We start from the raw sequence: 14,547 nt of genomic DNA, 5'->3' as shown, positions 1-14,547 counted from the left end.
TTAAAAATGTATATGTCCTATCTTTTTAAATTTCCATATAATCTTAACCAGAATAAAATCAAATCTTGTGAATTAAGCCGATGAAAGAACAAAACTTAAAATTACAGATTAGAATTCTTTTAGAGCAGAACATCGCATTCGGCCCTGGAAAGGCAGACTTACTTGAAGCAATTGAAAAAACTGGTTCGATCTCACAAGCCGCAAAATCTATGAATATGAGCTATCGCCGTGCATGGCAGTTGGTAGACACCATGAATCAATGCTTCGAAACAGCTCTAGTAGAAACTCAAACAGGTGGAACACATGGTGGTGGGGCAGCGGTTACAGCTTTGGGCCAGAAAGTCTTACAACACTATCGTCAAATGGAAGTTAATGCTCGACAAGCCTTAGAACATGATTATCAAATTATGAGTAGCTATTTAAAAAACTAAATTAAAAGCTTTTATAGCGACAGAATCTTTTAATTTGGTATAGCTTTTGCTTAATACAAAGTGCACGCTGAAAAAGCACTGCTGCAATTTTCAGTTACACAGACAATGGCGTCTATTCTGCACTATCGAAAAAGATAGTCTGGGATAGGCGTTTTTTTGCGTATCTAAAAAAGTGGCTGGCATAAACGACTGATCTTTCTATAGATCTTTATGGTTATCTCTATGTGATTTTTGGCATAGGGATGACCATAAAACCAATTAAATTAGACACTAAAGTTTAAAAGAAAATAAGTTTTATATAGTGCTCTTAAATGGTTAGCCTCACTACCGAGTGCACCAAAATGAAGTTTTAAATACAAATTGCGCTATTTACCTTCATTCCAGTCATCTATATTTGACGAATTATGCTTTTCATAATTTTTGTATAGCGCTATATTCTTGGGTATATATCGCTGCAAAAAAAAGGTAAAACATAATGGTAAGTAATGCGAAGATAAAAAAGTTGGCTTTAGCCTGTTCGGTGCTCAGCATAGGATTGGTCTTTAATATTCCAGCCAAGGCTGAATCGGTTACTGTTTATGCAGCAGCGAGCTTAACCAATGCTATTAACGATTTAGAAAAAATTTACGAAAAACAAAACAAGATAGAAGTCAAAACTTCATATGCAGGCTCATCGACATTAGCGAAACAAATTGAAGCTGGAGCACCAGCCGATGTATTTATCTCTGCTGATACACAGTGGATGGATTATCTACAAAACAAAAAATTAGTTGCAACAAATGAGCGTGTGAATTTATTAGGTAACCGTTTGGTTCTAATTACTCCAAAAGGGCAGTCACTAAATGTAAAACTAGATAAAACAACCGATCTAAATAAAGTGTTTACAGGAAAGATTTGTACAGGGGATACCAAAAGTGTGCCTGTCGGAAAATATGCTAAACAAGCTTTTACCAATTTAGGTTGGTGGAGCCGAATTGAGCCAAAGTTAGTTGAAACAGAAGATGTTCGAGCAGCGCTAAACTTTGTTGCGCGTGGTGAATGTCAGGTTGGGATTGTCTATGCAACTGATGCAGCGATTAGTAAAGACGTGAAAGTAGCTGGCGTATTTCCAGAAAATATGCATCCGCCAATTACTTATCCTGTAGGGATAATTAAAAAGAATCCGAACTCAACAAAGTTCTATCAATTTTTACAAAGCAATCAAGCTAAAGCTGTATTTAGAAAATATGGTTTTAGCGTGTTGGTTCCAGTTAAACCATGATGTTTTCTTTAACCCCAGAAGAGCTCAGCGTTCTGCAACTTTCTTGTAAGGTGGCAGCAAGTTGTCTTGTGGTCAGTATTACTCCTGCAATTTGCGTGGGATGGTTTTTGGCGCGTAAAGAGTTTTGGGGTAAGTCATTCATTGAAACATTGGTATTTTTACCTTTGGTGTTACCGCCAGTGGTTCCTGGTTATTTGCTATTACAAGTTTTTGGGAGTCGCGGCTTTATTGGACAATATTTGGCACCGCTTGGAATTGATTTTGCCTTTAACTGGAAAGGCGCCGTTCTTGCTTCTGCAGTGATGGGTTTCCCGCTATTGGTACAATCTATTCGTCTAGCGATTGAACTGGTCGATCAGCGTTTAGAAATGGCAGCAAAGACATTAGGTGCCTCATCTTTAGAGACATTTTTTCATGTCACTTTGCCTCTTGCCAGCAGTGGAATTTTAATTGGTGCTATTTTATGTTTTTGCCGCAGTTTAGGTGAGTTTGGGGCTACCATTACCTTTGTGGGTAATATTTCAAATGAAACACGAACCTTGCCTCTAGCCATGTATAGCCTAATGCAACAACCCGATACCGAGACCGCTATTCAGAGGCTTATTGTTTTGTCGCTAAGCGTGGCTTTTTTAGCGTTATGGTTTGCCCAGTGGTTTCATCGTTATCAAAAGAAGCGTTTAGGACGGTGAGATTATGTTGATTGAATGCCGTTTTGAGCTACAAATGGGTCAATTTCATATTGAACCTAGTTTCCAGTCGGATGTTTCTGTTATTGGGCTATTTGGTGCCTCTGGGTCAGGTAAAACATCAATTCTACATGCCATTGCAGGATTAAATACACCACGTAGTGGACTCATTAAGATACAGGACCAAACATGGTTTGATTCAAATCAGAAAATTAATTTGAGCACGCAAAAGCGTCATGTTGGATTGGTTTTTCAAGATGCTCAGCTTTTTCCGCATAAAACGGTAAAGCAAAACTTATTATTTGGTCTTAAGCATCTTTCCCAACAAGAACGTCACTTTGAAGCAGATTACATTATTGAGTTATTAAAGTTAGGGCATTTATTACAACGCATGCCCATCAAACTTTCAGGGGGGGAAAAACAGCGCGTAGCCCTAGGACGAGCATTATTATATTCACCTAAGCTATTACTGCTTGATGAGCCTTTATCAGCACTTGATGCGAACCATAAAGCTGAAATTATTCCTTTTTTTCAGAAAGTAAAAGAGGAAATAAAAATTCCGATGATTTATGTGAGTCATGATATTCAAGAAATTAAACAACTGACCGAAACAATGTGGATTTTATAATTTTCCATATTTCACACATTATTTCAGCCATATTGATTTATAGTTGTTAGCTAGCCCATAAACTGCCCGTTGGAGCAGATTTTCGACGATCTTGGACTTGTTGATAAAAACGCCAGAAAGCGAAAGCAAAAATGATAGCTAAGAAATCAACCACTAAGATTTCTCCACCATGTACCCATAAGCCACTTTGAGGAATGAAGTAAGCTAAAACGGATGTAAGCGGAATCGCAAATAAAACTAAAACCAAAGTTAACAGCAGTTGTGGTAGAGCTTTTGCATACCCAATCACAAAGGTATAAATCAAACTCAGTAGGAATATCGCATAATAACCATACATAAAGAGGTGATTCATACTTTCAATATTGAAAGCAGCGAAAAGCCAACGACTGGCTAACATTGTGCCCACGACTGCTAAAACACACCCTAAACATGCACCTATCGTTAAGTTCGCAAGGAACACTACATCTTTACGTTGAACAGGAACTGGATCTTCAGCACGCTTTTGCTTACGTGCACGGGTTTCAACCCAAAGAATGTTGCCCGTATAAAATAAGAAAGCGCCACCGACACCTAACACAAAATAAATCCAACGTACGCCCATACCACCAAAACTTCCAAAATGTAAGCTAAACATAGCGTTGATTAGCTTATTACCGGCATCAGTCTGTGTGTTGATGCCTTTGTGATTAAAATGCTCAACTGCATATGGGTTCATACGCATAAAGTCATGATTCGCACCGCGCAACATCTGATCTGAACTATAGAGGGCAATACGTGCATTGGCTTTTTCGGGTTTATCTAGACCACTGAACTGGATATAGTCGACTGAATATTCAGGCGCTACTTTTTTGGCTTGAGCTAATATTTGCTGAACATCGATTTGTGTTTGTTTTGGTTGAATAAGTGCAGGAGGAGAACGCTGGAAAATGGGCTGTCCTTTGAGTGCAAGTTGTCCAATAGCATCATAAAAAAAGTCATGAAAAGCAAAGACAATAACGCTAATACTAATAATGATGTGGAACGGTAAGCTGGTAATTCCAATCACGTTATGTGCATCTAGCCAAAATCGCTTTTTATTTTTGCCAGGCCGAATGACAAAGTAATCCTTTACCAAGGTGGGTAAAAGAATAATCACTCCTGAAAGCAGGGCAAGAAAATATAAAATTGAAACCACGCCCATCACATACAGGCCTAATCCGTGATGGCCTGCCATGCCCGGTATGCCTGCTGTTTCATGCAATTGTTCGATCAGCCAGCCAGCTTTAGATAGGTTTTCTTGGGCAACGATTAACTGACCTTTATCATCTAAGCTTGCCATCCACGTAGACTGCGCCGCATTAAAGCCATCTCCACGTTCATGTTCACTCCACGTAATAGGTGCATAGTGAAATTCATTGGACGATAAATTTAGTGTGAAGTTCTTTTGCGCAGCAGGATAGGCAGTCTGTACTTTTTGAATAAGCTCATTATATTGATCGGGTGAGACTTTTGGTAAAACTTGCTGTGTTGGGGTAGCCCACTTACTAATATGGTGCTGAAACATGCTGAGCCCACCAGCAAAGAAACAGATAAAAAGCAAAATCCCTGCACATACACCCACCCAAGTATGCATGCTTTTTGCTAATTTCATGATGTCTGAACGTACTTTCATGTTTAACCCCGTAATACAAAAATACAGCTATACGCTAGGGTATTGGCAATCAATAAATAGATAAGCGCTTTTCGCCCAGACGTAAAAAAATAACAGCCAAACATAATAGGCATCCAACACCACGGAACGCTCCACATCCCCAATTGCACCAATAAATCCATGGCTATATAAGGTTGGCCTAATAAAACAATCAAATTACCAATCGCGATAGAAAGACTTAGACCAAAAACACCACCAGCAAAAGTTTTACTCCACCAGTCTGGCTGGATCGGAGACTGAATTTTAGCTTTCATGAAACCAGTTTCCGTTTAAAAAGCGCCATAAAAGGGAGGAAAGACCACGCAAAAATGATGAGCATGAGCCAGCAAAAAGCGGCAACCACTTTCGGTAAGCTTGCAAAAAGCGCAATAAATCCAATGCCTAATAGCACTAGACCCAAATACTTAAAGAAAGTAGGAAGATGTTGAGACAACAGATTTTGGTTGCTATGACTACAATAGATACTGACCGCTCCCAACAGGGTCAAAAAAAGTCCTATAAGTTTCATAATCAATGTTTATAAATAAATTAAAGTCAAAATTTACCCAACAGTATAAGTAAATAATAATTATTATCAAATGATAAATATAATTATTTATAGATTTGCATTGAGTAAGTTAAGATAGGAGATAACTCATTAAAAATATTTATTTTGAAGTCGAATACAGTGAGTCATTATCTATACATTCCTGAACAAATCAGTAAATCAATTTATGAAATTTCGAGTCCTATTTTTCTTACATCAGAGCTATTTTGTTATGGGCTAGATTTATCGCAAACAACGCATTTGCATATAGACCAACGATTAGAGCATCCCCTAAAAATTGCTCAAGCACATCCAAAACGTCAACAAGAATACCTTTGTGGGAGAGTATTGGCTCAGGCTGTTTTAAGTCATCATTTTGGATTAGATCAGTCAATAACCTCGATGCACGAACATTTACCCATCTGGCCATCCCATGTTTTGGGGAGTATTAGTCATTCACAAAATAAGTTAATTGTTGCGTTATCTAACAACGCGAATTATTTGGGAATTGATATTGAACACTGGGTGACCTCAGAATTTGCTCAAGAAAGTGCACCTCTTGTTTTAACACCATCTGAGTTTGATTTATGGAAAAGTAAAGCGGCTGAGTTTCTTAATTTTACCCGTTATGTGAGTTTAATTTTCTCTGTAAAAGAAAGCTTATATAAAGCGGTTTATCCCACTGCAAAGCAATATATTGATTTTTTAGAAGCATCTATAGTCGATATTAATTTTGAAAATCAAACATTAACGCTAACTTTTTTGCCGGAAATTCAGCAGCGCTATCAACTCTTAGAACACTATGACGGTGGCTGGACCATAGAACAAGACCATATTATGACTTGGGTTTTTCAGGCACGTCATTCTGCTTAAAGCAAAAGAAGGCAACGAATTGCCTTCTTTTTTATTTAGAGATTAATTTTCTTGTAAATTAGGATCTTGGAATCCTGTTTCCCGCATATCTTGAGAGTTGAATAAGAACATAAAACCGACTGCAAAGCTTAATATGCCAAAGAAGAGGATACTTCCGGATATTGGTAAGAACCGAGTTAAAAGACCTAAAGTTGTGGTGGCAATCGAATCGCCTAATGCATCTTGTGCAAGCCAGATTGAATTAATACGCCCTAAATATTCATCAGGTGTATGTCCTTGCACAATGCTGTATTGAAGCAAGTTGGCAATCGACATCAAATATCCAAATACACATAAAATGGGCAAAGTCACGATTAACCACGGTGAAAGTCCAATCATAATCATGCAGCTAAAAACCCCTAAACACGTATAGAGCATGACCAAGCCGGGTCTGAGTAAACGTGTTGTCCAGCCACTGAGTAAAGCTCCTAAAGTCGAGCCTAAAGGCACTGCCGTATACATAAGCCCGAGTTCGAATGCACTGCCGTGAAAAATTTCATCTGCCATTTGCGGAAAAATAATACGAATAGCACTGCTAAAACTGAGCAATGTGCCAATTAAAATCGTGCTACCGACTACTTTATTTTTAAAAACAAATTTAAACCCTTGAACTAATTGGCGAAGAGGGCTCTCGCCATTTGATACATGTTGCGGTTTAAGCGCAGGTAGTCCCATTAATAAAAATACAGTAAGTAAAGTACCTACGGTTGAGACCCAATACACGGTCGCAACACCGCTAGCAGCAATTAATATACCGCCGATTGCAGGTGAAATAACGGTTGCAAGACGTACGGACACCATACTGATTGCACGGGCTTGTACAATATTTTCGCGCCCTACAATTACAGGCATGATCGCCATCATTGCGGTTACACCGAGTGCACCAAAGAAACCATCCCATGCTGAAAGAAAGTAAATGGCATAGAGCGAAGGATGCTCAAACATGGCATTAATCGCGAGGCCAGCAAACCCTAAGCCACATACACTACGTGCCAATAAAATTAGCCATTTTCGGTCTTTGCGATCTGACAGCAAACCACCAAGTAACAAGCCAATAAACATGGCAATGCCTTCAAAAGCCATTGCAACTGCAACATTTAACGAACTACCTGTAATGTCATAGACTTGTTTTGGAATAGCCACGACCAACATGCCAATGGTTAACAATGACAATGTGCGGGCAATAAATACATGTCGGAAATGAGCATTACGTTTTAAAAGACTAAAATCGGTCAATATAGATTTGAAGCTCATGGCGTGTGCTCCTCTAAACCGCGCGCCTGACAAATCATGCGATTTAAAATCGGGCCAAGTGTTTCAAGCTGCTGCGGAGACAATATATCGGTATGATCAGCTTCACTTAGTCGAACAATATTGAGTTTTTTAACTAAAGGGGACCATTGTTGTTCTGGTTGGATATACGGTAGCAAATCTTTTTCAGCGACAACTAAGTGTAGTTCACCATCAAAGTGCGGCATCTTATACGGTTTTAATAAACGGACGGCATCGCGATAGTTCGCGAAAATATCTTCTTGTAAACGGCGGGTTTCTTCACTTAATGCCGAATCTGCATCGGCTAAAATATCATTGAAGAATTGAAGCTGTTCTTGTTCAGCTTCAGCATTCATTTCCTCTACCGATAAATCTAACCATTGATGAATTTCAGCAGGGTAAGTGTCTAACAAGCCGAGATAATCAACTTTTTCACCTTGTTCAGTTAACTTCGCTGCAACTGCATAAGCCACAGTGCCACCAAGTGAATAACCTAATAAAGTATAAGGTCCGGTTGGTTGTTGCTTGCGCATAATCTCAAGTTGTTTTTCAACCAATTCGTCCATATCAGTACTATTTGCCAATAGGCCATCTGGTCGAGGTGACTGCAATCCAATAATAGGTAAATCAGAATGCAAATAACGATTCAAAACCGTATATTGCCATGCCGAACCAGAACCCGGGTAGAAACAGAACAATGGATGCCCTGAACCAGAACGGATTGGTAAAATAGGTTGCATGCCAGTTTGTTCAACTTCTGCTAAACGTTCTTGTGTAAGCAGTAAAGCTGCTAAACGTTGAATCGTGACATGACTCATCAATTGGCCAATTGGAATGGTCCGCTTAAATACTTTTCGGATTTCAATTGCAAGCTTCATCACCAAAATGGAATGTCCACCAATGGCAAAGAAATCTTCGTTCACACCAATATTCTGATCTGTATTTAAAATTTGCTGGAAAATACGTGTCAGTTCATGTTCAAAAGCAGAGGTGGCGTACTGTTTTTCTGTATTTGAAGGAGTAAGGTGTGGTTGCGGCAGTGCTTTACGGTCGAGCTTACCATTATGACTTAATGGGAATTGCTCGACCAACATATAGTGTGTCGGCACCATATACGCAGGAAGATGTTTCGCCAATTGTTTCTTTAACTGGTCGATGTCCACAGGTGCAGTTGTTTGCAAATAAGCGACCAATTGAACATTTGCTTTATTTTGCTCAGAAGAGATAGCATGTACCACCACATCTAGACCGCTGATTAAGCGTAATTGCTGTTCAATTTCACCCAGTTCTATACGTTGACCCCGTATTTTTAGCTGATCATCAGCACGGCCTATATATTGGATACTACCGTCTGCATGCCAACGGGCAATATCACCAGTGCGATACATGCGTTGACCTGCTGTAAATGGATTTGCCACAAAACGTGATGCGGTTAAGTCTGCTCGATGCAAATATCCCATGGCAAGTTGATGGCCTGCTAAATAAAGCTCACCGTCTACTCCAACAGGAACAGGGCGTAAGTATTGATCTAAAATATAAAGCTGGGTATTCCAGACTGGATAACCAATTGCGACGCAACTTTCTTCAGGGTGTAAACCTAGTGTTGCATCCATATAACTCACATCTACCGCAGCTTCCGTTGGGCCATATAAGTTATGTAGCTCACAGCTAAAGTGCTCGGTAAATGATTTTGCTAAAGCCGTTGGTAATGCTTCACCACTACAGAACACTCGGCAGATTGGTAAACTTTGACGCTGAGCAGAGGACAAAATTTCGGTAGCAGCATTTTCAAAAACAGCCAACATTGACGGTACAAAATGTAATGTTGTTACCTGATATTTTTGAATGAGACTTAATAATGCCAATGGGTCACGGTGTGCATCTATAGGTGCAATCACTAGTCGTGCACCTACTAAATATGACCAGAAAAACTCCCATACTGAAACATCAAAAGTACATGGTGTTTTTTGCAAAATCGTATCGGTTGCTGACAGCGGATACTCTGATTGCATCCATAAAATACGGTTCACAATGGCCTGGTGAGAAACCATAACACCTTTTGGCTGACCTGTTGTACCGGATGTATAGATTAAATAGGCCGGATGCTGTGGGGTAATAACTGTCGTTTTATAGCTACTTAAATCAACCTTTGTTTCATCAAATAATTCATTAAAAGCAAAGGTAGCTATTGATGGGTGAACAATAGCTGCTAAATCTTTTTGTTCGCCAATCACAAGTTTAGATTTAGCATCCTGCAACATAAATTTGATGCGTTCAGTCGGATGTTGTAAATCAATAGGTAAATAAGCTGCACCTGCTTCAATTACCGCCAAAATCGCAATACTCAGTTTGACTGATCTTGGCAGGGCAACGGCAACAATATCTCCAGCCTGTACACCCGCTCTTTGCAATTGCTGTGCTAAAGCACAAACTTGCAAACGCACTTCACTGAAACTGAGCTGATGATTTTCATCAGATAACGCCGTTTGTTCAGGCGTAATTCGAGCTTGTTCTCTGAGTAATTGCTGTAACGTGCTTTGGCGAACATAGTATTGAGTTTGATTTGTTTTCTGAATTAAATCGTGTTCTTCAGCCAGCTGCAAACGATAATGACTTAGAGATGTCTCTGGTTCATTTAGTGCAATTTCAATCAATTGAATCATTCGCTCTAGGAAATGTTCTGGCTGATCAATTACACCACGCTGTTCGAGCAATAGTTCAATTTGATGATCAGGAATAACCAACAAAGCAAGCGGATAATGGCTATAACCGCGATTTGTGAGTTTGGAAATAGCAGCATCACCAAGTTTTTGCTGTAAATACTGGTTATCGGGGTAGTTTTCTACAACTAACAAACTATCGAAAAGATTGCCCTGAGCTATCAATTGCTGAATTGCACTTAGTCCTAAACCATCATGTTCTAAATGTTCAACATGCAATTGCTGTAACTGAGGCAATTGTTCCCAAAGTGTTTGTTGCATGTTGAGTTTTACACGTACCGGAATCGTATTTAAAAACAATCCAATCTGCTGCTCTAAACCATTGATAGGTGCCGAACGCCCCGAAACAGGAGTACCAAACACAATATCTTCACGATGAGCATAAATATTTAAAGTCATTGCCCAAATCATTTGCATGAAGACATTGAGCGTGATGCCTTGCTGGCGTAATTTGTGTTGAAGTTTCGCGCCCAACTCAGCACTTAAACGATATGAAGTTTCCTGTACAGCTTGCTGTGCTTGATTAAATAAAATAAGTGGCTGTAAATCTGCTAAATCACGTTGCCAAATTACTTTGGATGTTTCATGGTCACGTCCAGATAAAGCTTTAATCACCGTTTCATAACTATGTTCAAGCACTGGCAGTTGTTGGTTAGTCTGCTGATAGGCTTTAATAAAGTCTTGTAAAAACAGCGGAGTTGACCAACCATCTGTTAACAGATGATGCACCATAATCAATAGTTCTGACTGTTCAGGAGCATGTTGAATTAAGGTTGCCCGAATTAAGCCATAGGGTTGGTCGAGATGAATCGGTTGCTGCAATGCTTCTTGAATGGTTTGCTCAAGCAGATCGGGAGTGACCGAACAAAACTGAACTGGCCAAGCTTGAGTAGGATGTAATGAATAGATAAAAACAGGTTCTTCAGCTAATTCACTATCAAAATGCCCACCTAGTTGCGGGTGACGTTTTAATACGGTAATCAACGCTTGCTGTAAACGTACTGGATCAATATCTCCATTTAAGCTCAGACGAGTAAAGGCATTATAGTTCGATTGATTTTCTACTTGAGATAAGAACAGCATGCCTTTTTGCAAAGGAAGTAAAGGCAAAATCGTGCTGTTTTTGCCATATTTTTCTTGAACTTTTTGTTCTAGGTCCGCTGAAAATAACGGTTTTGAAACAGCTGCTTGTTGTTCATCTAAACGGGTGAGTTGCGGTGCCATAGCGGCGACTGTTTTAAATTGGAATACGTCACTTGGTCTTAAACTATAACCACGTTGGCGTAGTTGAGTACAAAGCATAATGGCCGAAATACTATCGCCACCTGTCATGAAGAAGTCGTCATCAATCCCAATAGCGTCAAGCTTAAGAACAGATGCAGTAATTTGGCATAAAAGCTGTTGTTCAGGCGTTTCAGCCATTCGGCTATGGGCACGAATTTGAGGTTTCGGCAATGCTTTTTTATCGACTTTACCACTTACATTTCGTGGAAACTCGGACATAACAGTTAGGGCAGAAGGCACCATATATTCAGGTAAGTTTTGACGTAACTGACTTAAATATTGCTGACTTAGTTGTTCACTGGTTTTTTCATCAAGTTCAATGTCTTTGACTACACAGTAACCAAGTAAACGATGACTGTTATTAATCGGTTCTGCAATCACGACTGCGCTTTCAACATTGGTTAAAATCGAAAGTGCATTTTCAACTTCACCAATCTCGACTCGATAACCACGAATTTTAATCTGGTCATCACAGCGCCCCATAAACTCAAGTTTACCCGCACTATTCCAGCGGACTAAATCACCCGTACGGTACATGCGCTGTCCATGTTCAAATGGATTCGCTACAAAGCGGGCAGCACTTAAGTCAGCGCGACCTAAATAACCATTGGCGATCCCAAAGCCAGAAATATACAGCTCACCAATGACGCCAGTCGGGCATCGTTGTAAATGACGATCTAATACATAGGCCTGTGTATTACCAATAGGGTTACCAATGACAGGGCGAGCGGTCTGTTTTAATTCTGCTCGGAAAGTATCAACCGTATATTCTGTTGGGCCATATAAGTTATGAGCAAAAAGCGCTGGCTGAGCATTGAGCTGTTGCCATAAGGCTAGAGGTGCAGCTTCACCACCAATCAAAATAAGACTTGGATGATGCTGATTTTCAACAAATAAGCCGTTTGTCATCATTTGCGCACAAAAAGATGGCGGTAAATCCAGTGTATCGATTTGTCGTTGTTGAATTTCTTGCACTAAGCCAAATGCATCACGACGCATGTTTTCATCAAAAATATGTAGCTCTTGGCCCCATAACATCCAGAAAACTTGCAACCAAGATGAATCAAACGAGAAAGAGTGGGTATGCGCTGCACGTAACGGACGGTCAGGGAAACGCTCATTTACCGCTTCTAATACTGGCCAATAAATGGTTGGTTTATGCGACAAAATGAGGTTGAGTAAAGAACCATGTGTGTTCATTACTCCTTTAGGGCGACCCGTACTTCCTGAGGTAAAAATTACATATGCAACATCTTGGAAATCAAATTTACGATTTTCGGCAGGAATATCACTCGCGTCTTGCTTTCGAATTTGTGTTTGAACGCCTTCCTGATCAAGATGTAACTGCTGAATATTTTGTGGTAGTTGCTGTGCAAGAGCTTGTGTCGTTAATACAAATAATGGATTTGCATCTTCACACATCATTTGCATACGATCGATTGGATAATCTAAATCGAGAGGTAAGAAACTCGCACCAGAATTGAGTACAGATAACATCACCACAACTGAGTCAATCGAACGAGGAATAGCTCCCGCAATCACAGTTTGCTTTCTGGCTCCATTTTCTTGTAAAAAACGAGTCAGTTGATTCACTTTTACTGCAAGCTCAGCAAAACTGAGATGCTGAAGGTTTGGACGTTCACCACTCACAATGGCGGTACGTTCAGGATATTTTTTCACTTGCTCATAAAAAATATCTAAAACATTATTATATTGTTCAGGATGACTAACACGCGGACCAATACCACTTTGGGTCAGGGCAGTAAGCTCTTGTGGTGTTGTAATATTAAAATTGCTACATGGCTGTTCTGGACGAATCAAGGCTTGTTCGAGCAATAACGTTAAGCGTTGACCGTGGTTAAATAGCTCATCTTGTGTATAACGCTGCGAATCTGCACGTAGTTCGATAATCAATTCATGATCTTGAACAATAAAAGAAAACTCAAAATCATCAATTGGTCCTGTAGAAATATGGTGTGTTTTGACCTTTTCACCATCAATCACCAAGTCTTGATCAAAAGCTTTATAATTTAAAATAGGGCCGTACATTCGTTCATGAATATCGATACTATTTAAATCTCTTAAAATTTGTTCTGCATCGTATTTTTGATGCGGACGAATTTCTCGTAATTGCTCTTGTACGTGTTGAGCCAAGCTCACCCAACTGTCTTTTTCAGCAACTTTAAACTTCACAGGTAGGACATTTACCGTAGGTAAGGTTGAGCGAATCGCTTTTGAACCTAAACGGCGCATAAATGGAATACCGTTAACCAACTCGGCTTTATCGGTCATTTTGTAAATATAATGTAATGACAATGACATCATCATGTCATTTAAAGCCAACTTGGTTTGCGCAGCTAAAGCCTGAATTTGCTCTAAAATTCCTGTCGAAAAACGCAGCTGATGCTTAACAAATGTTGCTGTAGTTTTTGCCGCTAAATGATGAGTACTTAAGCTAATTGGGCTCGGTAAATCTTCACAGTAAGCTTTCCAGAAAGCTTGGTCTATTTTAAATTGATGACTATTTTCATAAGCCTGACGTTCTGAAATAACTTCATTCACGCCAATGAACGGGGAAACCGAAAGATCTTTTCCTTCTTGTAATTGTTGATATAACTCAACAATACGTTTGGTTAAGTTAATCATGCTAAAGCCATCAAGCATGATGTGGTGATAACGTTGATACCAATACACTTTGTCATGTGTCGTAAATAGCACCTGACGGAACAGTTGAGTTTCACCAGCTTTAAGTGATTTAGCACATTGACGATCTGACGGCATCCAGTCCCATAAGCGTTGTTGAGCTTTTTTAGGCGTTAAATGACAAAAATCAAATTCTTCGATTTGAAACTGAACTTGATTATTAAGCTCAATAAAGGGTTGAGACGGGTCAGATGAATATGAAGCAATGACCGTGTCGGCTTCATTTAAGCCGATTTGAATTGCTTTTTTAAATGTGGGGATGTCGACAGTTTTTGGTAGTTCCAAACAATGCGCAATGGTATATAAATCTTCAATTGAACTTAAATGATCGGCAAGGAAAATGCCGAGCTGAGTAGAGGCCAATTCAAAACGAGCGGGTTGTGAAAGGTCCGGAGTAAATTCATTGTTTAATGCCTGATTCATGCCAATACTCC

Annotated in this window: 9 protein-coding genes; 5 read left to right on the top strand and 4 right to left on the bottom strand. The window is 39.6% G+C overall.

Annotated elements, in window-relative coordinates:
• The first annotated feature begins 80 nt into the window (after positions 1–80).
• The 4 genes from F968_RS09200 to F968_RS09185 all read left to right on the top strand — a co-directional run bounded on the left by F968_RS09200 (position 81) and on the right by F968_RS09185 (position 3,006).
• Positions 81–431 (top strand): winged helix-turn-helix domain-containing protein, encoded by a 351-nt coding sequence (locus F968_RS09200; protein ID WP_004792452.1) that lies wholly within the window; start codon positions 81–83, stop codon positions 429–431.
• Between the two features lie 475 nt (positions 432–906).
• Complete coding sequence (gene modA / locus F968_RS09195) at positions 907–1,692, top strand: molybdate ABC transporter substrate-binding protein (RefSeq protein WP_004792445.1); 786 nt, start codon at positions 907–909, stop codon at positions 1,690–1,692.
• Positions 1,689–2,381 (top strand): molybdate ABC transporter permease subunit, encoded by a 693-nt coding sequence (gene modB / locus F968_RS09190; protein WP_004792441.1) that lies wholly within the window; start codon positions 1,689–1,691, stop codon positions 2,379–2,381. Before modA ends, modB begins: the two co-directional genes overlap by 4 nt.
• Before the next feature lie 4 nt (positions 2,382–2,385).
• A complete protein-coding gene (locus F968_RS09185; protein WP_004792438.1) occupies positions 2,386–3,006 on the top strand; it encodes an ATP-binding cassette domain-containing protein in 621 nt (206 codons plus the stop codon).
• A gap of 46 nt (positions 3,007–3,052) precedes the next feature.
• On the opposite strand, the gene F968_RS09180 is transcribed toward F968_RS09185, so the two are convergent.
• Both F968_RS09180 and F968_RS09175 read right to left on the bottom strand, forming a co-directional pair.
• Positions 3,053–4,657, bottom strand: a complete 1,605-nt coding sequence (locus F968_RS09180) for a PepSY-associated TM helix domain-containing protein (RefSeq protein WP_004792436.1) — start codon at positions 4,655–4,657, stop codon at positions 3,053–3,055.
• A gap of 2 nt (positions 4,658–4,659) precedes the next feature.
• Positions 4,660–4,950 (bottom strand): hypothetical protein, encoded by a 291-nt coding sequence (locus F968_RS09175; RefSeq protein WP_004792435.1) that lies wholly within the window; start codon positions 4,948–4,950, stop codon positions 4,660–4,662.
• A gap of 413 nt (positions 4,951–5,363) precedes the next feature.
• Between F968_RS09175 and F968_RS09165 the strand changes: the two genes are divergently transcribed.
• Positions 5,364–6,095: a 4'-phosphopantetheinyl transferase family protein gene (locus F968_RS09165; protein ID WP_004792433.1), complete on the top strand. Its 732-nt coding sequence runs from the start codon at positions 5,364–5,366 to the stop codon at positions 6,093–6,095.
• Between the two features lie 42 nt (positions 6,096–6,137).
• Here F968_RS09165 and entS read toward each other — a convergent pair whose 3' ends face one another.
• Together entS and F968_RS09155 are read right to left on the bottom strand one after the other, a co-directional pair.
• A complete protein-coding gene (entS, locus tag F968_RS09160) occupies positions 6,138–7,388 on the bottom strand; it encodes an enterobactin transporter EntS (RefSeq protein ID WP_004792431.1) in 1,251 nt (416 codons plus the stop codon).
• Positions 7,385–14,536: a non-ribosomal peptide synthetase gene (locus F968_RS09155; RefSeq protein WP_004792430.1), complete on the bottom strand. Its 7,152-nt coding sequence runs from the start codon at positions 14,534–14,536 to the stop codon at positions 7,385–7,387. Before F968_RS09155 ends, entS begins: the two co-directional genes overlap by 4 nt.
• Positions 14,537–14,547: the final 11 nt, after the last annotated feature.

Source organism: Acinetobacter sp. NIPH 817 (assembly GCF_000368405.1).
Taxonomy (GTDB): Bacteria; Pseudomonadota; Gammaproteobacteria; order Pseudomonadales; family Moraxellaceae; genus Acinetobacter.
This window is presented reverse-complemented; position numbering and strand designations above follow the sequence as displayed.